This window comes from Microbacterium sp. HSID17254, from assembly GCF_003989315.1.
Classification (GTDB): Bacteria; Actinomycetota; Actinomycetes; order Actinomycetales; family Microbacteriaceae; genus Microbacterium.
In genome coordinates, this window is record NZ_RBLT01000005.1 from 1 (window position 1) to 21,675 (window position 21,675).

At 71.1% G+C, this 21,675-nt stretch carries 20 protein-coding genes; 19 read left to right on the top strand and 1 reads right to left on the bottom strand.

Annotated features, from left to right (window positions below):
- The 7 genes from mltG to aroQ form a co-directional block, all read left to right on the top strand.
- The coding region (gene mltG, locus D8M34_RS03395; RefSeq protein WP_126893164.1) for an endolytic transglycosylase MltG at nt 1–1,273 on the top strand (1,273 nt) is incomplete at its 5' end.
- 4 nt (nt 1,274–1,277) lie between these two features.
- A complete protein-coding gene (locus D8M34_RS03400; RefSeq protein WP_126893165.1) occupies nt 1,278–2,090 on the top strand; it encodes a shikimate dehydrogenase in 813 nt (270 codons plus the stop codon).
- Between the two features lie 58 nt (nt 2,091–2,148).
- On the top strand, nt 2,149–3,378 hold the full coding sequence (gene aroC / locus D8M34_RS03405) for a chorismate synthase (RefSeq protein WP_025103508.1): 1,230 nt from the start codon (nt 2,149–2,151) through the stop codon (nt 3,376–3,378).
- On the top strand, nt 3,362–3,880 hold the full coding sequence (locus D8M34_RS03410) for a shikimate kinase (RefSeq protein WP_126893166.1): 519 nt from the start codon (nt 3,362–3,364) through the stop codon (nt 3,878–3,880). The genes aroC and D8M34_RS03410 overlap by 17 nt, the downstream gene beginning before the upstream one ends.
- Entirely contained in the window at nt 3,877–4,962 is a 1,086-nt protein-coding gene (gene aroB / locus D8M34_RS03415; RefSeq protein WP_126893167.1) for a 3-dehydroquinate synthase, read from the top strand. The genes D8M34_RS03410 and aroB overlap by 4 nt, the downstream gene beginning before the upstream one ends.
- Nucleotides 4,959–5,483 carry a GNAT family N-acetyltransferase gene (locus tag D8M34_RS03420; protein WP_126893168.1) on the top strand — a complete coding sequence of 175 codons (525 nt, stop codon included), beginning with the start codon at nt 4,959–4,961 and terminating at the stop codon, nt 5,481–5,483. Before aroB ends, D8M34_RS03420 begins: the two co-directional genes overlap by 4 nt.
- A complete protein-coding gene (aroQ, locus tag D8M34_RS03425; protein WP_085607554.1) occupies nt 5,480–5,920 on the top strand; it encodes a type II 3-dehydroquinate dehydratase in 441 nt (146 codons plus the stop codon). Before D8M34_RS03420 ends, aroQ begins: the two co-directional genes overlap by 4 nt.
- An 11-nt stretch (nt 5,921–5,931) precedes the next feature.
- Here the strand turns inward: aroQ and D8M34_RS03430 are convergent, their stop codons facing one another.
- The gene (locus tag D8M34_RS03430) at nt 5,932–6,270 is read right to left on the bottom strand and encodes a hypothetical protein (protein ID WP_126893169.1); all 339 of its coding nucleotides are present in this window, start codon (nt 6,268–6,270) and stop codon (nt 5,932–5,934) included.
- 174 nt (nt 6,271–6,444) lie between these two features.
- Between D8M34_RS03430 and efp the strand changes: the two genes are divergently transcribed.
- The 12 genes from efp to gmk all read left to right on the top strand — a co-directional run bounded on the left by efp (nt 6,445) and on the right by gmk (nt 21,667).
- Nucleotides 6,445–7,005, top strand: a complete 561-nt coding sequence (gene efp, locus D8M34_RS03435) for an elongation factor P (protein WP_025103502.1) — start codon at nt 6,445–6,447, stop codon at nt 7,003–7,005.
- A gap of 3 nt (nt 7,006–7,008) precedes the next feature.
- Complete coding sequence (gene nusB / locus D8M34_RS03440) at nt 7,009–7,419, top strand: transcription antitermination factor NusB (protein ID WP_060922157.1); 411 nt, start codon at nt 7,009–7,011, stop codon at nt 7,417–7,419.
- Between the two features lie 43 nt (nt 7,420–7,462).
- The gene (locus D8M34_RS03445) at nt 7,463–10,414 is read left to right on the top strand and encodes a DEAD/DEAH box helicase (RefSeq protein WP_126893170.1); all 2,952 of its coding nucleotides are present in this window, start codon (nt 7,463–7,465) and stop codon (nt 10,412–10,414) included.
- A gap of 80 nt (nt 10,415–10,494) precedes the next feature.
- Nucleotides 10,495–12,072, top strand: a complete 1,578-nt coding sequence (locus D8M34_RS03450; protein ID WP_126893171.1) for a Rieske 2Fe-2S domain-containing protein — start codon at nt 10,495–10,497, stop codon at nt 12,070–12,072.
- Between the two features lie 84 nt (nt 12,073–12,156).
- Nucleotides 12,157–12,687 carry a bifunctional pyr operon transcriptional regulator/uracil phosphoribosyltransferase PyrR gene (gene pyrR, locus D8M34_RS03455; protein WP_025103498.1) on the top strand — a complete coding sequence of 177 codons (531 nt, stop codon included), beginning with the start codon at nt 12,157–12,159 and terminating at the stop codon, nt 12,685–12,687.
- A complete protein-coding gene (locus tag D8M34_RS03460) occupies nt 12,684–13,649 on the top strand; it encodes an aspartate carbamoyltransferase catalytic subunit (RefSeq protein WP_025103497.1) in 966 nt (321 codons plus the stop codon). Before pyrR ends, D8M34_RS03460 begins: the two co-directional genes overlap by 4 nt.
- Nucleotides 13,646–14,950 carry a dihydroorotase gene (locus D8M34_RS03465; RefSeq protein WP_126893172.1) on the top strand — a complete coding sequence of 435 codons (1,305 nt, stop codon included), beginning with the start codon at nt 13,646–13,648 and terminating at the stop codon, nt 14,948–14,950. Before D8M34_RS03460 ends, D8M34_RS03465 begins: the two co-directional genes overlap by 4 nt.
- Nucleotides 14,947–15,459 carry a PH-like domain-containing protein gene (locus D8M34_RS03470; protein ID WP_062634504.1) on the top strand — a complete coding sequence of 171 codons (513 nt, stop codon included), beginning with the start codon at nt 14,947–14,949 and terminating at the stop codon, nt 15,457–15,459. The genes D8M34_RS03465 and D8M34_RS03470 overlap by 4 nt, the downstream gene beginning before the upstream one ends.
- Entirely contained in the window at nt 15,456–16,634 is a 1,179-nt protein-coding gene (gene carA / locus D8M34_RS03475) for a glutamine-hydrolyzing carbamoyl-phosphate synthase small subunit (protein WP_085607542.1), read from the top strand. Before D8M34_RS03470 ends, carA begins: the two co-directional genes overlap by 4 nt.
- On the top strand, nt 16,634–19,921 hold the full coding sequence (carB, locus tag D8M34_RS03480; RefSeq protein ID WP_025103493.1) for a carbamoyl-phosphate synthase large subunit: 3,288 nt from the start codon (nt 16,634–16,636) through the stop codon (nt 19,919–19,921). Before carA ends, carB begins: the two co-directional genes overlap by 1 nt.
- The gene (gene pyrF, locus D8M34_RS03485) at nt 19,918–20,763 is read left to right on the top strand and encodes an orotidine-5'-phosphate decarboxylase (RefSeq protein WP_025103492.1); all 846 of its coding nucleotides are present in this window, start codon (nt 19,918–19,920) and stop codon (nt 20,761–20,763) included. The genes carB and pyrF overlap by 4 nt, the downstream gene beginning before the upstream one ends.
- Nucleotides 20,756–21,667 (top strand): guanylate kinase, encoded by a 912-nt coding sequence (gene gmk / locus D8M34_RS03490; RefSeq protein ID WP_025103491.1) that lies wholly within the window; start codon nt 20,756–20,758, stop codon nt 21,665–21,667. Before pyrF ends, gmk begins: the two co-directional genes overlap by 8 nt.
- Nucleotides 21,668–21,675: the final 8 nt, after the last annotated feature.

Genomic DNA, 21,675 nt, shown 5'->3' on the forward strand with positions numbered 1-21,675 from the left:
CCAGCGGCCGGCCGTGCCCGGCGCGGATGCCGAACCGGTCGCGACACGCGCGATGCCCGTCGCCGCGACGAGCGCGGATGAGACCCCCGCTCCGGGGCCGCGCCGGTCGACCGGCACCGAAGACCCCGCACCGGCGCTGGGCGGCGGGCTCGACGAGATCTTCGCCGCCCAGGACGACGGCCGCGATCACGGCGCGCCGACCAAGAAGAAGCGCCGCAAGGGCTGCCTCGTCGCCCTGATCATCGTCCTGGTGATCCTCGGCGGCATCGCCGCCGGCGGAGTCTGGGTCGCCAACACCTTCGGCGACCGCATCGCCGACGCCATGGGGTGGGGGGAGCCGAAGGACTGGGAGCCCGGTCAGGCGACCGGTGAGGTATACGTCACGATCAAGCAGGGCGACACGGGCGGCCCCGTGTCGACGGCGCTGTACGAAGCCGGCGTCACGAAGACCGAGGACGTCTTCTACGACTACCTCATCGACGAGAACATCGCGGTGACCTTCTATCCCGGCGTCTACCGCCTGCAGAAGAAGATGACGGCGGAGGATGCCCTCGCCGCGCTCCGCAACGAGGAGAACAAGCTCGAGAACACCGTCTCCATGCCGGAGGGCGGGACGATCGAATCGGCCCTGCCGTCCATGGCGGAGACTCTCGGGATGCCGCTGGCCGACCTCGAGGCAGCCGTCGCCGATCCGTCCGCGTACGGGGTGGAGGCGCAGAGCCTGGAGGGGTGGCTGTTCCCCGCGGTGTACACGTTCGACCCCGAGGTCACCGCGACGCAGGTCATCCAGCGCATGGTCGACCGGACGCGCGAATCGCTCGCCGCCGCCGGCGTCCCGGACGAGGACGCGCAGCGGATCCTCACGATCGCCTCGATCATCCAGCGCGAAGGCCGCACGGACGACTTCGCCAAGGTGTCCCGCGTGATCCAGAACCGCCTCGACGACGACATGCTGCTCCAGATGGACTCGACGGCGCAGTACGGGTACGGCTCCCTGCACGAGGGCGTGGTCTCGAGCTCGGCCGAGGCTCTGGAAGACCCCAACGAGTGGAACACCTACGTGAACAAGGGGCTTCCGGCCACGCCGATCGCGAGCCCGAACGATGCCGCGATCGATGCCGCGATGCACCCCGCGGACGGGCCGTGGATCTACTTCGTCACCGTCAACCTCGAGACCGGCGAGACGCAGTTCTCGGAGACCCTCGCGGAGCACGAGCGGGGCGTGGAGAAGTGGCGGGACTGGTGCCGCGCGAACCCCGACGCCGGTTGCTGACGCGGTGAACCGGAGACGGCTGGCGGTCTGGGGCGACCCGATCGGGCACTCACGGTCGCCGGAGCTGCACGCTGCGGCCTACGCGGTGCTCGGACTGGACTGGGAATACGGGCGCCGTCAGGTCGGCGCGGAGGGTTTCACGGACGCGGTCGAGGCGCTCGACGACACCTGGCGCGGCCTGTCCCTGACGATGCCGCTCAAGGAGGAGGCGTACCGATACGCCGCCACCCGAGACGCCCACGCGGAGCTGACCGGCGCGGTCAACACGCTCCTGCTCTCGGAGACCCCGGCCGGATTCAACACCGACGTCGGCGGGATCGTCGATGCGCTCGGGGACGCCGGCATCCGCGAGATCGGGACGGCGCGGATCCTGGGCGCCGGAGCCACGGCGGCCTCGGCCCTCGTCGCTCTCGCCGACCTGGGGGCGACACGGGTCGAGGTCGCCGCCCGTCGGCCGGAGCGCGCCGCGGGGCTCGTCGGGATCGGGGAGCGACGCGGCGTCGTGGTCACCCCGCGACCGCTCGACGAGGTGGAGGGCGCCGTCGACCTCACGGTGGCGACCCTGCCCTCCGGCACCGTGCTTCCGCCGGAGAGTGCCGCCCGACTGGCCCAGAGCGGCGGCACGCTGTTCGACGCCGCCTACGCGCCGTGGCCGTCCGCCCTGGCGGCGGCATGGGGTGCGGCGCCGGTGGTCTCCGGGCTCGGGATGCTGCTGCATCAGGCGGTGCGGCAGATCCGGATCTTCCTGCACGGCGACCCGTTCTCGCCGCTGCCGGACGAGGAGGCCGTCCTCGCCGCGATGCGCGCCACCCTCTGAGCGCCGCCGGACGAAACGCGGCACGGCGCGGGGGGAAACGCATGGGAGACTAGAGCACATGCTCCGCGTGCTCACGGCCGGCGAATCGCACGGCCCAGAACTCATCGCCGTCATGGAGGGTCTGCCCTCCGGCGTCCCGGTGTCGTCCGAGGCCATCCAGGCCGACCTCGCCCGCCGCAAGCTCGGCTATGGACGCGGCTCCCGGATGAAGTTCGAACAGGACGAGCTCACGATCTCCGGCGGCGTCCGGCACGGGAAGACGCTGGGCAGCCCCATCGCCCTGCGCATCGGCAACACCGAGTGGCCGAAGTGGATCGAGGTCATGAACCCGGAACCGGTGGAGCTCACCGATCGCTCGCGCGGTCGTGGCGCCCCGCTGACCCGGCCCCGTCCGGGCCACGCCGACCTCGTGGGCATGCAGAAGTACGACTTCGATGAGGCCCGTCCGATCCTCGAGCGTGCGAGCGCGCGGGAGACCGCTGCCCGCGTGGCGCTCGGTGCCGTCGCCCGCTCCTTCCTCGGCGAGCTCGGCATCCGACTCGTCAGCCACACGCTCTCCATCGGTCCGGTGCGCGTGCCGGATGGCGCGGCGCTGCCGACCCCGGACGACGTGGACGCCCTGGACGCCGACCCGCTGCGGTGCTTCGACCCCGCGACCTCGGCGCTCATGGTCGCGGAGGTGGACGACGCCAAGAAGGACGGCGACACGCTCGGCGGCATCGTCGAGGTCCTCGCGTACGGCCTGCCGCCGGGGCTCGGCTCCCACGTGCACTGGGACCGCCGCCTGGACGCCCGGCTGGCCCAGGCGCTCATGAGCATCCAGGCCATCAAGGGCGTGGAGGTCGGCGACGGCTTCGAGACCACGCGCCGCCGTGGCTCCGCCGCCCACGACGAGCTCTTCGCCACCGCCGACGGCATCGCCCGCGGCACGGACCGCGCCGGTGGCACCGAGGGCGGCATGTCCACCGGGACCGTGCTGCGCGTGCGGGCCGGCATGAAGCCGATCGCGACCGTGCCCCACGCGCTGCGCACGATCGACGTCGCGACCGGCGACGAGGCGACCGCGCACCACCAGCGTTCCGACGTCTGTGCCGTGCCCGCGGCGGGGGTCGTCGCGGAGGCCATGGTCGCGATCGAGCTGGCGCGCGCCGTGCTGGAGAAGTTCGGCGGCGACAGCATCCGCGAGACGCGCCGCAACCTGGAGGGATACCTCGACGGCATCCCCGCGGAGCTGCGCACGGCCCCCGCGTCCGAGGCGGCGCTCATCGCGCATGACGAACGCGGCTGATCCGCTGACGCTGGTCCTCGTCGGACCGATGGCGGCCGGCAAGACCAGCGTCGGACGAAGGGTCGCACGGCGGCTGGGCGTCGCCTTCATCGACACCGACAAGCGCATCGTCGCCGCGCACGGCCCGATCCCCGAGATCTTCGCCACGCACGGCGAGGCGCACTTCCGGGACCTGGAGCGCGCGGCGGTCCGCGAGGCCCTCGCCGAGGGCGGCGTGATCTCCCTCGGCGGTGGCGCCGTCACGGATCCGGAGACGCGCGCGCTGCTGCGCGCCCATCCGGTGGTCTTCCTCACCGTGAGCGAGGCGGCCGTCGCCGACCGCCTGCGCGGCGGGACGCGCCCGCTGCTGGCGGGCGAGGACCCGGTCGAGAAGTGGAAGCGCATCTTCGCCGAACGGCGAGGATGGTACGACGAGGTGGCTTCGGCCACGTTCGACACCTCGCGGCGTCCGATGCAGCGCATCGCGGACGAGATCGTGGCATGGAGGAGAGAACAGCGATGAGCACGACCATCAGCGTCACCGGGAACGACGCCTACGACATCACGATCGGACGGGGGATCCTCGACCAGGTGTCCGCGGCTCTCGCGCCGGGCGTCCGCAAGATCCTCGTCGTGCACCCGCCGACCCTCGCGGCCCGCGCCGCCGAGCTCCGCGACCGGCTCCTCGCCGACACCGCGGACGGCCCGCGCGAGGTGCTGCTCGCCGAGATCCCGGATGCCGAGCAGGGCAAGCGCATCGAGGTCGCCGCCTTCTGCTGGCAGGTCATGGGCCAGGCGGACTTCACCCGGACGGACGCCGTCGTCGGCTACGGCGGGGGAGCGGTGACCGACCTCGCCGGCTTCGTCGCGGCGACGTGGCTGCGCGGCATCCAGATCGTCCAGGTGCCCACCACCGTCCTCGGCCTCGTGGACGCCGCCGTGGGCGGCAAGACGGGCGTCAACACCGCGGAGGGCAAGAACCTCGTCGGCGCCTTCTGGGCCCCGCGCGCCGTCGTCGGCGACCTCGACGAACTGGGCAGCCTGAGCCCCAACGAGGCCACCGCCGGCTTCGCGGAGGTCGTCAAGGCCGGTTTCATCTGGGCCCCGGAGATCCTCGACATCGTCGAGGCCGATCCCGCGCGCGCGGTCGACACCTCGACGGACGAGTTCCGCCGGGCCGTGGAGCTCGCGATCGACATGAAGGCGCAGGTCGTCTCGGACGACTTCCGCGAGGCCGGGCAGCGGGAGATCCTGAACTACGGCCACACGCTCGGCCACGCGATCGAGCACGCCGAGCGGTACCGCTGGCGGCACGGGGCGGCCATCTCGATCGGCATGCTGTACGCCGCGGAGCTGTCCCGGCTCGCGGGGCGGCTGTCGGACGCCGCCGCGGAGCGCCACCGCACGATCCTCGAGTCGCTCGGCCTGCCGACGTCGTACCGGGCCGGTGCCTGGCCGCAGCTGCTCGCCACGATGCAGCGCGACAAGAAGAGCCGCGGCGGCATGCTCCGCTTCATCCTGTTGGACGACATCGCCAAGCCCACCGTGCTCCAGGCGCCGGATGAGTCGCTGCTCTTCGCCGCCTACCAGGAGATCGGCGCATGAGCATCGCCGTCCGGCGCATCACACCGGAGGACTGGCGGGAGGTCAAGGCGCTGCGGCTGCGGGCCCTCGCCGACCCGGCCGCACCGATGGCCTTCCTCGACACCGTCGAGCACGCCGCCGCACAGCCCGACCGCTTCTGGCAGGAGCGCGCCGCGAATGCCGCGGGCGACGCCGCCGCGGCGCAGTTCGTCGCGATCGCCGACGACGGCGCCTGGACCGGGACCGTGACCGTGCTCCCGCATCGCGAGCAGCACGACGCGGGGCTGGTCGTCGGGGTCTACGTGGCGGACGCGCACCGCGGTGCGGGCGTCATCGATGCGCTCCTCGACGCCGCGGCGGCCTGGGCCCGCGATCGCGGTCTCCGCGCGCTCGTGCTCGAGGTGCACGTGGACAACTCCCGGGCGCAGGCCGTGTACCGCCGAGGCGGCTTCGTCCGGACCGGGGAGATCGAGACGGCCAACTTCGGGCGGGAATGGGTCATGCGCCGCGAGCTGGTCGACTCCGGGAGCGTGCCCGCATGAGCGCCCCGCGTCGGCTGCTGCTCGTCAACGGCCCCAACCTCAACCTCCTCGGCACCCGCGAACCCGAGGTGTACGGCACCGCGACCCTCGCCGACGTCGAGCGGATCACCGCCGAGGCCGCCGCCGCGCTCGGGTTCGAGGTGCGGGCGCTGCAGAGCAACCACGAGGGCGTGCTCATCGACGCGATCCACGACGCGCGGGCGGACTGCGCGGGCATCGTCATCAACCCGGGCGGCCTCACCCACACCTCCGTCGCCCTGCGTGACGCGCTCACCGGCGTCGCGTTGCCCTTCGCCGAGGTCCACATCTCCGACGTGTACGCCCGCGAGGAGTTCCGTCACCACTCGTACCTGCACGACGTCGCCGCGGTGCGTGTCATCGGACGCGGCGTGGAGGGCTACGCCGACGCGGTGCGGGAACTCGTCGCGCAGCTCTGAGCGCGCGGGGATCAGGGCAGGCCGACGAGCAGCACGCACACCGTGATGCCCACGAGCGTCAACAGGGCCATGGCGAGGAAACCGGCGGCCAGCGCACGGAGCCGCGGCCGCACGCTCGACACCGCGAGGCGGATGACGACCATCGCGGCCAGGCCCAGGACCAGGATGATCGCGGTCACCAGGCCGACGGTTCCCGCCGCGCCGCCGCTGCGGACGATCCCGATCAGGGGCACGAGGCTGACCGCCGTGAAGATCGTGGCGACGATGAGCCAGACCGCCCCGGACGACGTCCGCAGCGCCGGCTGATTCGCCATCCGGGTCGGGTCCCTGTCGCGATCGTCCTCGCTCATGTCGATTCCTCCTGTCCTCGTCCACGCTGCCCGGGGCCACGGGCATCGTCACGGGGCTTCCGCTCTCGCGGAGGAGCGTCTATCGTGCCCCGCGACGGCCTGCGCCGGGCATCCCGTAGAATCGACTGTCGGCCGACCCCGGCCCCACGGACTCAGGAACGGAACTCCTCGCACATGGCATCCACCGCAGACATCAAGAACGGCGTCGTCCTCAGCATCGACGGGCAGCTCTGGAGCGTCATCGAGTTCCAGCACGTCAAGCCCGGCAAGGGCGGCGCCTTCGTCCGCACGAAGCTGAAGAACGTCGTCTCGGGCAAGACCGTGGACCGCACGTACAACGCCGGGGCGAAGATCGACATCGAGAACGTCGACCGCCGGGACTACACCTACCTCTACACCGACGGTGACGGGTTCGTGTTCATGGACCAGACCGACTTCGACCAGATCACGCTGCCGGCGGCCACGGTCGGCGACGCGAAGAACTTCCTGCTCGAGAACCAGCAGGTCACCATCGCCCTCAACAACGGCAACCCCCTCTACATCGACCTCCCGGCCTCGGTCATCCTCGAGGTGACCTACACCGAGCCCGGTCTGCAGGGCGACCGCTCGTCCGCCGGCACCAAGCCCGCGACGCTCGAGACCGGCTACGAGATCCAGGTCCCGCTTTTCCTGGAGACCGGCACGAAGGTCAAGGTCGACACCCGCACGGGCGAGTACCTCGGCCGCGAGAAGTAAGGCGTGAGCGCCCGCACGAAGGCGCGCAAGCGCGCGCTCGACATCCTGTTCTCGGCCGACGTCCGCGGCGACGAGGTCGCGGTGGCCCTCGCCGCCGAGGCGAAGCGCGCGGCGAACGAGCCCGCACGTGAGGCGTCGTGGCTGTACGCCCGCGAGATCGTCGACGGCATCATCGACCAGCGCGACGAGATCGACGAGCAGATCACGACCCACAGCCGCGACTGGAAGCTCGAGCGGATGCCCGCCGTCGACCGCGCCCTGCTGCGCATCGGCGCGTGGGAGATCCTCTACAACGACGAGGTGCCGACCGCGGTCGCGATCGACGAGGCGGTGGAGCTCGCGAAGGAGTTCTCCACCGACGAGTCGGGCGCGTTCGTGCACGGCGTGCTCGCCCGCGTCGCCCGCTCGGCCTGAGCGCCGCGGCGGCGGTGTCGGCGGTGGCGGGCAGGATCGTCTCATGATCCGCCCGCCCGCCTCCGCCACTCCGGGAGACGGGGCGCGGGATTGGCGTGCCCTGTTCGAGGCCGGCGCTGCTCCGGCGGCGACCCCCCTCGCGCTCGGGTTCGAGGTGCGCGTCCGCGACGCCCGAGGAGCCAACCCGTGGGCCTCACGCCCGCAGCGCACCGCGACTCCCCGTGACGTCGCCAAGGGTGTGGGGGAGATCCTCCTCGGCATCCGTCCGCTGGAGCGGAGCGCGGCGACGGGGTCCTGGGTGCTCGGCTCCGCCACCTGGGACGCGGTCCGCCGCGCGCCGGACCAGTACGGTCGGGAGCAGTCGCGGTGGTTCGCCGATCTGCTGAGCATCGCGCGCGACGCGCTGCTCTCCGGCACGGCGGGGGACTGGCTCGTCGCCGACCTCATCGAGTCGCGGCTCCTCTGGGGGCATCTGCGGTCGGCGACCGACCTCGGCATCCCGCTCGTGGCGGCCCAGCGGTCGACGACGCTCGTCCTCGCCGACACCGCAGAACTGACGGCGACCGTGTCCCGTGACGACGACGGCGGCCTCGTCGTCCGTCCGGTCGTGACCCTGGACGGGCGCGAGACGCTGCCGGGCAGCATCCGCGCCCTCGGGCGCTCCGGCGTGTACGAGGTCGCGCAGAGCGGGTCGCGCCTGCAGGTGACGCTCGCGGAGCTTCCGCTCGCGGGGCCCGCGCCGTCGCTGCTCCGGGCCGGGATGCTCGTCGTCCCCGCAGCGGAGGAGGCGACCTTCCTCCAGGACGCCTATCCACTCCTCGCGCGCCGTCTCCCCGTCCGCGCGGTCGGCCGCGTCGCGCTCCCCGACCTCCCACCGCCCCGTGCCGTGCTCCGGGTGGCGTTCCGTCGCGGAGACACCGTGGAGTACACCGTCGAGTGGGACTATCGCGGCTTCGGGCGGGTGCCGTTCACGCCGGGTCCGAAGGCCGTGCGCGATCCGGAGGCCGAAGCCTCTGTGACGCATCGGATCCGGAACGTCTGGCAGGAGCACGGCGTCGCGTTCGCCCCCGCGGGGGCGTTCCACGACGTGGCGGCCGCGGAGTTCATGACCCGCGTCGTCCCCGCCGTGGAGGCGGAGGGCGTCGAGGTGGAGGTGTCGGGCCGCCGCAAGACGTATCGCGAGCTCGCCGGGGAGCCGGAGATCACGGTCTCGACCGTGGAGAGCACCGACCCCGACTGGTTCGACCTCGGCGTGATCGTCCGCATCGACGGGCGGAACATCCCCTTCGAGCCGCTGTTCACGGCCCTGAGCGCGGGCCGGCGGAAGCTCCTGCTCGTCGACGGCAGCTACTTCTCCCTGAACCACCCGGCGCTCGACCGTCTGCGCGACCTCCTGGACGAGGCCGGGGATCTGGACGAGTGGGAGACGGGCCCGCGGATCAGTCGGCATCAGACGGATCTGTGGGAGGAGTTCGAGGATCTGGCGGACGAGGCCCTTCCCGCGGTGAGCTGGCGGGCCACCGCCGACGGACTGCGCAGCGCCACTGCGGTGCCGGCGGTGCCCCTCCCTCCGGGGCTCACCGCACAGTTGCGGCCGTACCAGAAGGAGGGGCTGGACTGGCTCGCGTTCCTCTGGTCGCATCGGCTCGGCGGCATCCTCGCCGACGACATGGGTCTCGGGAAGACTGTCCAGCTGCTCGCGCTCATCCTGCACGCCCGTGCGGCGGGGGAGGGACGCCCTTTCCTCGTGGTGGTGCCGACATCCGTGCTGGCGACCTGGCGCACCGAGGCGGCGCGGTTCGCTCCGGGTCTCCGCGTGATCACCCGGGACTCGACCGCCGGGCCTGCCGTGGCCGCCGTGGCTCGCGAGGCCGACGTGGTGCTCACCACCTACGCCGTCGCGCGGCTCGACGAAGAGGGGTTCGCGGGCGTCACCTGGGCCGGGCTGATCCTCGACGAGGCCCAGTTCGTGAAGAACCCGGCGACGAAGCTGCATCGTGCCGTCGCGCGTTTCCCGTCCGACGTCACCATCGCGGTCACGGGCACGCCGCTGGAGAACAGCCTCGAGGAGCTCTGGGCGCTGCTGAAGCTCACGGCACCCGGCCTGTTCGCCTCGGCGCGGAAGTTCCGCGAGCACTACATCCAGCCGATCGAGCAGGGGAAGGTCCCGGAGAACGCGGAGGGCGGACCGTACCGGCAGCGCCGCCTCGCGCAGCTCCGACGACGGATCCGCCCGCTCGTGCTCCGCCGCACCAAGGAGCTCGTCGCCCCGGACCTGCCGCCGAAGCAGGAGCAGGTGCTGGAGATCGAGCTGAGCGCGGGGCATCGCGAGCTCTACGAGACGGTGCTGCAGCGGGAGCGGCAGAAGGTGCTCGGCCTGCTGGAGGATCTCGACCGCAACCGCTTCATCGTGTTCCGTTCCCTGACGCTGCTGCGGATGCTGAGCCTCGCTCCGGCGCTGATTGACCCGGCCGACGCGCGCCTCGGCTCCCGCAAGCTCGACGAGCTCCTGGAGCGGATCGTCGAGCTGCAGGCGGAGGGGCACCGCGCGCTCGTGTTCAGCCAGTTCACGTCCTTCCTCGACATGGCGGCCGCGCGTCTGGACGCCGCCGGCATCCCGTACGCGCACCTCGACGGCTCGACGCGTCATCGCGAGCAGGTGGTCGCGGACTTCGCGGAGGGGGAGCAGCCCGTCTTCCTCATCAGCCTGAAGGCCGGCGGGTTCGGGCTCACGCTGACCGAGGCCGACTACGTCTTCCTCCTCGACCCGTGGTGGAACCCCGCCGCCGAGGCCCAGGCAGTCGACCGCACGCACCGCATCGGCCAGCGCAGCCAGGTGTTCGTCTACCGCATGATCGCCAGCGGCACGATCGAGGAGAAGGTCCTCGCGCTGCAACGCCGCAAGGCCCGCCTGTTCACCGCCGTGCTCGATGACGACGCGCTCTTCGCGCAGACGCTCACCGCCGACGACATCCGCGGTCTCTTCGACGACTAGACCGTTTTCCCCGGCCCGTCCCGCCGGGCGCTCAGGGAGCCGTCGGTACAATCGAACGGTTCATCTTCGAGAGGAATGCAATGCGGATCACGGGACTCGGCCACGCCGGCATGTTCATCGAGACGGTGGGCGGCAACATCATCTGCGACCCGGTGCTCGGCCCGTCCTTCTTCGGGTCCTGGTTCCCGTTCCCGGACAACCGCGCCCTCGACTGGGAGCGCTACGGTCGTGAAGCCGACTTCCTCTACATCTCGCACCGGCACCGCGACCACTTCGACCCGGCGCTCCTGGAGCGGTACATCCGCAAGGACATCGAGGTGCTCCTGCCGGAGTATCCGATCGACGACCTGGAGCAGGACATCCGGGCGCTCGGCTACACGAACATCACCTACGCGCCCGCCGGCGAGATCATCGAGCGCGGTGCGCTCAAGATGATGATCACCCCGCTGCGCGCGCCGAGCGACGGCCCGATCGGCGACTCGTCACTCAGCGTGGACGACGGCACCGGCTCGATGCTGAACCAGAACGACTCGCACCCGCTCGATCTCGACAAGCTGCTGCACTTCGGGAAGCCCGACGCCTACTTCACGCAGGTCTCCGGGGCGATCTGGTGGCCCATGGTCTACGACCTGCCGCTGGACGCGAAGCAGAACTTCGCCCGCCTCAAGCGCGAGGCGCAGAACAAGCGCGCGATGTACTACATCGAGAAGGTCGACGCTCCGCACGTCTTCCCGATGGCGGGTCCGCCCATGTTCCTCCGCGACGACCTCTTCGACTTCAACGGGATGGGCCGCAACGGCGAGTCCATCTTCACGGACCAGAAGCAGTTCATCGCGCACATGAAGGAGCTGGCCCCGAAGTACGACGGGCAGCTCTTCGTCCCTGGCACTCTCGTCACGATCGACGGCGGTGCGGTGACCACCGAGCAGACGCTCTACACCGAGGCCGAGCTCGCCCACATCTTCGACGAGAAGTGGGAGTACCTGGAGGAGCAGCGCGCGACCCGCCAGCAGGAGATCCGCGACGAGGAGGCCTCGCGCGCCGAGATCATCCCGCCGGAGGAGATGCTGGCCGCGATCAAGGAATGGTGGGAGCCGCTGCTGAAGAAGTCGCGCACCATCCGCCTCGGCGTCGGCGGGCACGTCCGCTTCCGCATCGGGGAGCTGGACATGGTGGTCGACTTCCCGCGCGCCAAGGTCCGCGAGTACGCGGGGGAGGAGTGCGTGTACTGGTACACGATCCCGGCCGACCTCGTCTCGACGAACATCCGCGACCACGAGATCGACTGGTCGAACTCGATCTTCCTGTCGATGCAGTTCTCGGTCGGCCGCAGCGGCAAGTTCAACGAGTTCCTCACCACGTTCCTCAAGTGCCTCTCGGTCGACCGGATCGAGTACGTCGAGAACTGGTACCAGGAGCAGACCGACCAGACCGAGGACGCGGAGATCGGCGACTGGGTCGTCCAGCGCCGCTGCCCCCACCTGCGCGCCGACCTCACCAAGACGGGGAAGGTCGACGAGGACGGCATCCTCACGTGCAGCATGCACGACTGGAAGTGGGACCTGAAGACCGGACGCTGCCTCTCCACGAGCGGCCACCCGATCCGTTCCTCGAAGATCGACGACGTGACGGATCCGGTGCTCCGCGAGGCGAGCTGATCTGCGGAGGCCTGATCCCTCCGATAGACTGGGATCACAAGCAACCTTTAACACCGTCCTGTGAGGCGGAGAAGGGAGCGGCTGATGGGTGTGCGCACTGTGCTGCACCAAGCCGATATCTCACGAGCGCTGACCCGGATCGCGCACGAGATCCTCGAGTCCAATCGCGGGGCCGACGACCTCGTCCTGCTGGGCATCCCGACCCGCGGCGTCACGCTGGGCCACCGGCTCGCCGCGCTGATCAGCGAGATCGCGCAGGTCTCCGTCCCCGTCGGATCCCTCGACGTGACGCTCTTCCGCGATGACCTCGCGAAGCACCCGACGCGATCGCCGCAGCCGACGGAGATCCCCGCGGGCGGCATCGACGGGAAGACGGTCGTCCTCGTCGACGACGTCCTGTTCTCCGGCCGGAGCATCCGCGCCGCGCTCGACGCCCTGCAGTCGATCGGCCGTCCCGCCGTCGTGCGGCTTGCGATCCTCATCGACCGCGGACACCGGGAGCTTCCCATCCGCCCCGACTTCGTGGGCAAGAACATCCCGTCCGCGCGCACCGAGCGCGTCAACGTGCGTCTGTTCGAGAACGACGGCGCCGAGGAGGTGACGATCGGCGAATGAGGCATCTCCTCGACACCCGCACGCTCGACAGAGCGACCGCCCTGCGCATCCTCGATGTCGCGGAGGACATGGCCGACACCCAGTCCCGCGAGGTCAAGAAGCTCCCCACGCTCCGCGGGAAGACCGTCGTGAACCTCTTCTTCGAGGACTCCACGCGCACCCGCATCTCCTTCGAGGCCGCCGCGAAGCGCCTGTCCGCCGACGTCATCAACTTCGCCGCCAAGGGCTCCAGCGTCTCCAAGGGCGAGAGCCTGAAGGACACCGCGCAGACGCTCGAGGCGATCGGCGCCGACGCGGTCGTCGTGCGGCACCCCGGCTCCGGCGCCCCGCAGACGCTCGCCACGAGCGGCTGGATCTCCGCCGGAGTCGTCAACGCCGGCGACGGCACGCACGAGCACCCCACCCAGGCGCTCCTCGACGCCTTCACCATCCGCAAGCGTCGCTTCGGTGCGGAGAGCCGCGGACGCGACCTCTCCGGTCTCCGGGTGACGATCGTCGGCGACGTGCTGCACTCCCGCGTGGCGCGCTCCAACGTCTGGCTGCTCACCACGCTCGGCGCCGAGGTCACGCTCGTGTCGCCGCCGACCCTGGTTCCGCAGAACGTGTCCCTGTGGCCCGTCCGCGTGGTCTACGACCTGGACGAAGCCCTCGCAGAGGGGCCGGACGCCGTGATGATGCTGCGCATCCAGCTCGAGCGGATGAACGCGGCGTATTTCCCGACTGAGCGGGAGTATTCGCGCCGGTGGGGCCTGGACGCACGGCGCGTGGCGGCTCTGCCGGGCGGTAGCATTGTCCTGCACCCCGGACCCATGAACCGGGGACTGGAGATCTCCTCCGAAGCTGCCGATTCCCCCCGTTCGACGGTGCTGGAACAGGTGTCGAACGGGGTCTCCGTGCGCATGGCGGTGCTGTACCTGCTGCTGGCAGGAGAACGAGACGACGAACGAGGGGGAGACCTGTGAGCGAGACCCTCGTCATCACCGGTGCACAGCTGCTCGGCGCGGACGGCGCCGACATCATCATCGAGGACGGCGTCATCGCCGAGGTCGGGACGGGGATCACCCGCACCGGCGCGCGGGTGATCGACGCCGCGGGCCTGGTCGCGCTGCCGGGCCTCGTCGACCTGCACACCCACCTGCGCGAGCCGGGGTTCGAGGCCTCCGAGACGATCCTCACCGGCACCAGAGCGGCCGCCGCGGGCGGGTTCACCGCCGTGTTCGCGATGCCGAACACCTCCCCGGTAGCCGACACGGCGGGCGTGGTCGAGCAGGAGCTCGCCCTCGGCGAGGCCGCCGGCTACGCGACCGTGCAGCCGATCGGCGCCGTCACGGTGGGGCAGAAGGGCGAGCGCCTCGCCGAGCTGGGCGCCATGGCCACCTCCCGTGCCCAGGTTCGGGTCTTCAGCGACGACGGCTTCTGCGTGTGGGATCCGCTGATCATGCGCCGGGCTCTGGAGTACGCGAAGTCCTTCGACGGCGTCATCGCCCAGCATGCGCAGGACCCGCGACTCACCGAGGGCGCCCAGATGAACGAGGGCACCGTCTCGGCCGAGCTCGGGCTGGCCGGGTGGCCGGCGGTCGCCGAGGAGTCGATCATCGCCCGCGACCTGCTCCTCGCCGAGCACGTCGGCTCCCGGCTGCACGTGTGCCACCTCTCGACGGCAGGCTCGGTGGACATCATCCGCTGGGCCAAGAAGCGCGGTGTCAACGTGACGGCCGAGGTCACGCCGCACCACCTGCTGCTCACGGACGAACTCGTCCGCGGCTACGACGCGCGGTTCAAGGTCAACCCGCCGCTGCGCCGCGAGGAGGACGTCTTCGCGGTCCGGGAGGGCCTGGCCGACGGCACGATCGATATCGTCGCGACCGATCACGCACCGCACCCCAGCGAGCACAAGGCGTGCGAGTGGCAGGCCGCCGCGAACGGCATGGTGGGTCTGGAGAGCGCCCTGCGGGTCGTGCACCAGTCGATGGTGCAGACTGGCCTGCTCGGCTGGGCCGACGTCGCCCGCGTCATGAGCACGACGCCCGCCCGCATCGGCCGGCTCTCCGGCCACGGCACGCCGCTCGAAGCCGGGCAGCCCGCGCACATCACGCTGTACGACCCCGCGGTCGACGGTGTGTTCACCGCCGCGGACCTGCACGGGCGCAGCGTGAACTCGCCCTACCTGGGCCGCGCCCTGCCCGGCAGGGTGGAGTACACCGTGCACGGCGGCGTCCTCACGGTCGACGGCGGCGCCGTCGTCGAGGAGCTCGGCGCATGAGCGCACGGGACCTCGCGGTCGCGATCATCATCGCCGTCGCGCTGCTGATCCTGCTCTCGATGCTGTTCGCCTGGCGACGACGAGTGCGGCGCGATGCCGCGTACACGGCCCCGCTCGGGGTGCCGGAGCACGCGGAGGTGACGCGCCGCGACGAGGTGCTCTACGTGTCCACCACCCGGCACGAGCAGCCCCTCGAACGGCTCGCGATCACCCCGCTGGCGTTCCGCGCACGCGGCGAGCTGGCTGTGACCGACCGCGGCATCGCGCTGGCCCTCGACGGTGCCCCCACCGTCTTCCTCGCCGCCGACCGCCTCGTCTCCGTCGACCGCGCGACCGTCACCATCGATCGCGTCGTGGAGCCCGGCGGGCTCGTGCGCATCTCGTGGCACGTCGACGACACGACCGTCGTCGACAGCTATGTGCGCCTCACCGGCGGCGACCTCCCGACCCTCATCTCCGACCTGCAGCGGCTCATCCCCGCCGCCCCTGACACAGGAGCCTCGTCATGACCCTCTCGACTTCCTCCCCGCAGGCCTCCGCGGCCCGCCTTCCCGACCCCGCCGTCCTCGTCCTGGAGGACGGCACCCGACACCGCGGACGCGCGTACGGCGCGCGCGGGCGCACCCTCGGCGAGGTCGTGTTCGCCACCGGCATGTCGGGATACCAGGAGACCATCACCGACCCGTCCTACGCCGGACAGATCGTCCTGCAGACGGCCCCGCACATCGGCAACACCGGCATGAACGACGAGGACACCGAGTCCCGCCGCATCTGGGTCGCCGGCTACATCGTGCGCGACCCCTCGCGCGTCGTCTCGAATTGGCGGGCGAACGCCTCTCTCGACGAGGTCCTCGTCGAGGACGGCATCGTCGGCATCAGCGGCATCGACACGCGCGCGGTCACCCGCCACATCCGCTCGGCCGGCTCCATGCGGGGCGGCATCTTCTCGGGTGCGGAGGCGGAGCTCGACCCGGAGGAGCAGCTGCGCATCGTCCGCGAGGCCCCGGAGATGACCGGCCTCAACCTCTCCGCGCAGGTGTCCGTCCAGAGCGCGACCGTCACCCCGGCGGTGGGGGAGCGCATCGGCAACCTCGCCGTGCTCGACCTCGGCGTGAAGCAGGCGACGATCGACAACCTCGCGGCCCGCGGCTTCGACGTGCACGTCCTCCCGCAGGACGTGGGCATCGACGAGATCCGGGCGATCGAGCCGGTCGCCGTCTTCTACTCGAACGGTCCCGGCGACCCCGCGGCCTCGGGCGACCACGTCGAACTGCTGCGCGCGGTCCTCGACGACGGGCTGCCCTTCTTCGGGATCTGCTTCGGCAACCAGCTCCTCGGCCGGGCCCTGGGTCTCGGCACGTACAAGCTGCCGTTCGGCCACCGCGGCATCAACCAGCCCGTGCTGGACAAGCAGACGGGCAAGGTCGAGATCACCGCGCACAACCACGGCTTCGCCGTCGAGGCGCCCCTGGAGGGCTCCTTCGACAGCCCGCACGGCTACGGCAAGGTCGAGGTCAGCCACGTCGGCCTCAACGACAACGTCGTGGAGGGCCTGCGTGCCCTCGACATCCCCGCCTTCTCGGTGCAGTACCACCCCGAGGCCGCGGCCGGACCGCACGACGCCAACTACCTCTTCGACCGCTTCCGCGACATGGTCATCGCGAACAAGAAGGACGCAAAGTAATGCCCAAGCGCGACGACATCCGCTCCGTCCTCGTCATCGGCTCCGGCCCGATCGTCATCGGCCAGGCCTGCGAGTTCGACTACTCCGGCACCCAGGCGTGCCGCGTCCTCCGTGAGGAGGGCGTCCGGGTCATCCTCGTCAACTCCAACCCCGCGACGATCATGACCGACCCCGACTTCGCCGACGCGACCTACATCGAGCCGATCACCCCCGCGGTGATCGAGACGATCATCGCCAAGGAGAAGCCCGACGCGATCCTGCCGACGCTCGGCGGTCAGACGGCGCTGAACGCCGCGATGGCCCTGCACGAGCAGGGGATCCTCGAGAAGTACGACGTCGAGCTCATCGGCGCGAAGGTGGACGCCATCAAGAAGGGCGAGGACCGTCAGGTCTTCAAGGAGCTCGTCCTCGAGGCGGGCGCGGACGTCGCCAAGAGCGTCATCGCCCACACCATGGACGACCTCCTCGCCGGTGCCGAGCAGCTCGGCTACCCGCTCGTGGTGCGCCCGTCCTTCACGATGGGCGGGCTGGGCTCCGGGTTCGCCTACGACGAGGAGGACCTGCGCCGCATCGGCGGCGCCGGCCTGCGCGACTCGCCGACGACCGAGGTGCTCCTGGAGGAGTCGATCCTCGGCTGGAAGGAGTACGAGCTCGAGCTCATGCGCGACACCGCCGACAACACGGTGGTCGTCTGCTCCATCGAGAACGTCGACCCGGTCGGCGTGCACACCGGCGACTCGATCACGGTGGCGCCGGCGCTGACCCTGACCGACCGCGAGTACCAGAAGCTCCGCGACATCGGCATCGACATCATCCGCGCCGTGGGCGTGGACACCGGTGGCTGCAACATCCAGTTCGCGGTCAACCCGGAGAACGGCCGCATCATCGTCATCGAGATGAACCCGCGCGTCTCCCGGTCGAGCGCCCTGGCGTCGAAGGCCACCGGCTTCCCGATCGCCAAGCTCGCGGCCAAGCTCGCCCTCGGCTACCGCCTCGACGAGATCCCGAACGACATCACCGGCGTGACCCCGGCCAGCTTCGAGCCGACGCTCGACTACGTGGTCGTGAAGGTCCCGCGCTTCGCGTTCGAGAAGTTCCCGGCCGCCGACGCCACCCTCACCACGACCATGAAGTCGGTCGGCGAGGCGATGGCCATCGGCCGCAACTACGCCACCGCGCTGCAGAAGGCGCTGCGGTCGCTCGAGAAGCGGGGCTCCAGCTTCCACTGGGGCGAGGAGCCGCGCACCGTCGAGGAACTGCTCGAGATCGCGAAGACCCCGACCGACGGCCGGATCGTCACCCTGCAGCAGGCGCTGCGCAAGGGCGCGACCATCGAGCAGGCGTTCGAGGCCACGGCCATCGACCCCTGGTTCCTCGACCAGATCGTCCTCATCAACGAGGTCGCCGAGGTCGTCCGCACCGCCGGCGAGCTGGACGACGCGACTCTGCGCTACGCCAAGGAGCACGGATTCTCCGACGTGCAGATCGCCCAGCTCCGCGGCGAGAGCGAGGCCGAGATCCGCGGCGTGCGCCACGGCCTCGGCATCCGCCCGGTCTACAAGACGGTCGACACCTGCGCAGGGGAGTTCCCCGCGCTGACGCCGTACCACTACTCGAGCTACGACGCCGAGACCGAGGTCGCGCCGTCCGACCGCACCAAGGTCGTCATCATCGGCTCCGGCCCGAACCGCATCGGTCAGGGCGTCGAGTTCGACTACTCCTGCGTGCACGCCTCGTTCGCGCTGTCCGACGCGGGCTTCGAGACCGTGATGATCAACTGCAACCCGGAGACCGTGTCGACCGACTACGACACGTCCGACCGGCTGTACTTCGAGCCGCTGACGCTCGAGGACGTGCTGGAGGTCCTGGACGCGGAGGCGGCGAGCGGCACCATCCTCGGCGTCGTCTGCCAGCTCGGCGGGCAGACCCCGCTCGGGCTCGCGAAGGGCATCGAGGCGGCCGGCTACACGGTCCTGGGGACGAGCCCGGAGGCCATCGACCTGGCCGAGGAGCGCGAGCTGTTCTCGCGCCTGCTCGACGAGGCCGGACTCCTCGCGCCGCGCAACGGCACGGCGATCGACGTGGAGGGCGCGGTGCGCATCGCCGAGGAGATCGGCTACCCGGTGCTCGTGCGCCCGAGCTTCGTGCTCGGCGGCCGCGGCATGGAGATCGTCTACGGCACCGACGCGCTGCGCGACTACTTCGTGCGGACCGCCGGTGAGGTCGTGATCGAGGAGGGCAAGCCGCTCCTGGTCGACCGCTTCCTCGACGACGCGATCGAGCTCGATGTGGACGCCCTGTACGACGGCACCGACCTCTTCATCGGCGGCGTGATGGAGCATCTGGAGGAAGCCGGCATCCACTCCGGCGACTCGAGCTGCACGCTGCCGCCGGTCTCGCTCGGCCGCAGCGACGTCGACCGCGTCCGCGAGGCCACCCTCGCCATCGCGCAGGGCGTCGGCGTGCGCGGTCTGCTGAACGTGCAGTTCGCGATCAGCGCCGGCGTGCTCTACGTCATCGAGGCGAACCCCCGGGCCAGCCGCACGGTGCCCTTCGTCTCCAAGGCGCTGGGCATCCCGATGGCGAAGGCCGCCAGCCGCATCATGGCCGGCTCCACCATCGCCGATCTCCGCGCCGAGGGGATGCTGCCCGCGCAGGACGGCTCGCGCGTCCCGCTGGACGCTCCGGTCTCGGTCAAGGAGGCCGTGCTGCCCTTCAAGCGGTTCCGCACCGCCGACGGCAAGACGGTCGACTCGGTCCTCGGCCCGGAGATGCGCTCGACCGGCGAGGTCATGGGCATCGATCGCGACTTCCCGACCGCGTTCGCGAAGTCCCAGGCCGCGGCCTACGGCGGCATGCCGACCTCGGGAACCGTGTTCATCTCGGTCGCCGACTCCGACAAGCGCGCGGTGATCCTCCCGGCGCACCGCCTCCAGCAGCTCGGCTTCACGATCGTGGCGACCGAGGGCACGGCGGAGATCCTGTCCCGCAACGGCATCGCGGTCACGGTGGTCGAGAAGTACAGCGAGACTCAGGAGTCCGGCGCCCGGAACATCGTCGACCTCATCAACGACGGGGAGATCGACATCGTCGTGAACACCCCGTCCGGTGGGGCAGCCCGTGCGGACGGCTACGAGATCCGCGCCGCCGCGGTGGCCGCCGACAAGGCGCTCTTCACGACCATCGCCGTGCTCGGCGCGGCGGTGAGCGGGATGGACGCCGCGCACGAGGGCTTCCAGGTCAAGAGCCTGCAGGAGTACGCCCAGGACCGGATGGCCGCGGTATGACGGAACGCTTCGGCAGGCGAGCCCGCGCCGCTCTGGAGGCGCACGGTCCGCTCTGTGTCGGCATCGACCCCCACGCCGCTCTGCTGGCGGCGTGGGGGCTGACCGCCGACGCCGCCGGAGTCCGGGAGTTCGGGCTCCGTACCGTCGAGGCGGCCGCCGGTCGCGTCGGTGTCGTGAAGCCGCAGGTGTCGTTCTTCGAGCGGTACGGCGCCGCCGGGTTCGCCGCGCTGGAGGACGTGCTCGCCGCCGCGCGGGCGGCCGGACTGCTCGTGATCGCCGATGCCAAGCGCGGGGACATCGGATCGACGATGGTGGATTACGCGCAGGCCTGGCTGCCCGCCGGTGCGCCTCTGGAGGCGGACGCCCTGACGGTGAACCCGTACCTCGGCGTCGGTGCGCTGGAGGGCGCGTTCGCCCTGGCTGAGGAGCACGGCAAGGGGCTCTTCGTCCTCGCGGCGACCAGCAACCCCGAGGCGACCGTGCTGCAGCGCGCGACGACCGCGGACGGCGAGACCGTGTCCGCGGCCGTGGTCGCCGAGGTGTCGCGCCGGAACGCCGCCGCGACGCCCGCGGGGGAGTGGGGGAGTTTCGGCTTCGTCATCGGCGCCACCGTGGACGCGGCGGAGGCCGGCCTCGCGCCGTTCGCGCCCGTCGCCCCGATCCTCGCCCCCGGCTTCGGCGCGCAGGGCGCCACTCCCGCGGATCTCGCCCGCCGCTTCGGCCCCCAGGCCGCCTCGGTGATCGCGAGCGAGAGCCGCAGCCTCCTCTCCGCGGGCCCGGCGGCCCTCGCCGAGACGATCGCCGACCGTGCCGCCCAGTATCGAGAGGTCAGCCGTGGCTGAGGAACGCCGCACCGTCCCCGAGGTCGACAGGGCCGCCGCCGCCCGCCGTGCGGTCGAGAGACGACGCGCCAGGGCTTCGCTCAAGCGGGATCTGACGATGCGCGTCGTCACCCCGCAGGCCGTGCTGCATCGCGCGACGGAGGACCCCGACTCGGTCGAGGGGTCCATGCGCATCACCGACTTCCTCCTGGCCCTCCCGGCGATCGGCGCGGGAAAGCGCGACCGCGTGCTGGAGCAGCTCCACATCTCTCCGGTCAAGCGGCTCGGCGGGCTGGGCGCCCGGCAGCGCCGGGTGCTGGAGGAGTGGCTGGACGACCGGTTCCCCGTACCTGCGCCCCGCGGGGCGCGCAGCCGACTGCTCGTCCTCGCCGGTCCCACGGCCGTAGGCAAGGGGACCGTCGCCGCGCACATCCGCGAGAACAACCCCGAGATCCATCTGTCCGTCTCGGCGACCACCCGACCTCCACGCCCGGGCGAGATCGACGGCGTGCACTACTACTTCGTGGATGACGCCGAGTTCGACCGCCTGATCGCCGACGGCGAGTTGCTGGAATACGCGGTCGTGCACAACCGCTCGCGCTACGGCACCCCGCGCGCTCCCATCGACGCCGCCCTGGCCGAGGGGAAGACGGTGCTGCTGGAGATCGACCTGCAGGGCGCGCGCCAGGTGCGCGCGGCCGAGCCGTCGGCGACCCTCATCTTCCTTCTGCCGCCGAGCTGGGACGAGCTGGTGCACCGACTGGTCGGCCGGGGCACCGAGGACGCCGAGGAGCGAGCCCGCCGGCTGCGGACCGCGAAGGTCGAGCTGGCGGCGCAGAACGAGTTCGACCACCTCATCGTGAACGAGGACGTCGCCACCGCCGCTCGCGAGGTCGTAGACTTGTCTACAAGCTCTGCGCGCTGACCTGATTC

Coding starts and splice junctions, on each gene's coding strand:
- aroC (WP_025103508.1), top strand. CDS start 2,149: ATGCTCCGCGTGCTCACGGCCGGCGAATCGCACGGCCCAGAACTCATC.
- D8M34_RS03410 (WP_126893166.1), top strand. CDS start 3,362: ATGACGAACGCGGCTGATCCGCTGACGCTGGTCCTCGTCGGACCGATG.
- aroB (WP_126893167.1), top strand. CDS start 3,877: ATGAGCACGACCATCAGCGTCACCGGGAACGACGCCTACGACATCACG.
- D8M34_RS03420 (WP_126893168.1), top strand. CDS start 4,959: ATGAGCATCGCCGTCCGGCGCATCACACCGGAGGACTGGCGGGAGGTC.
- aroQ (WP_085607554.1), top strand. CDS start 5,480: ATGAGCGCCCCGCGTCGGCTGCTGCTCGTCAACGGCCCCAACCTCAAC.
- D8M34_RS03430 (WP_126893169.1), bottom strand. CDS start 6,270: ATGAGCGAGGACGATCGCGACAGGGACCCGACCCGGATGGCGAATCAG.
- efp (WP_025103502.1), top strand. CDS start 6,445: ATGGCATCCACCGCAGACATCAAGAACGGCGTCGTCCTCAGCATCGAC.
- D8M34_RS03445 (WP_126893170.1), top strand. CDS start 7,463: ATGATCCGCCCGCCCGCCTCCGCCACTCCGGGAGACGGGGCGCGGGAT.
- D8M34_RS03450 (WP_126893171.1), top strand. CDS start 10,495: ATGCGGATCACGGGACTCGGCCACGCCGGCATGTTCATCGAGACGGTG.
- pyrR (WP_025103498.1), top strand. CDS start 12,157: ATGGGTGTGCGCACTGTGCTGCACCAAGCCGATATCTCACGAGCGCTG.
- D8M34_RS03460 (WP_025103497.1), top strand. CDS start 12,684: ATGAGGCATCTCCTCGACACCCGCACGCTCGACAGAGCGACCGCCCTG.
- D8M34_RS03470 (WP_062634504.1), top strand. CDS start 14,947: ATGAGCGCACGGGACCTCGCGGTCGCGATCATCATCGCCGTCGCGCTG.
- carA (WP_085607542.1), top strand. CDS start 15,456: ATGACCCTCTCGACTTCCTCCCCGCAGGCCTCCGCGGCCCGCCTTCCC.
- carB (WP_025103493.1), top strand. CDS start 16,634: ATGCCCAAGCGCGACGACATCCGCTCCGTCCTCGTCATCGGCTCCGGC.
- pyrF (WP_025103492.1), top strand. CDS start 19,918: ATGACGGAACGCTTCGGCAGGCGAGCCCGCGCCGCTCTGGAGGCGCAC.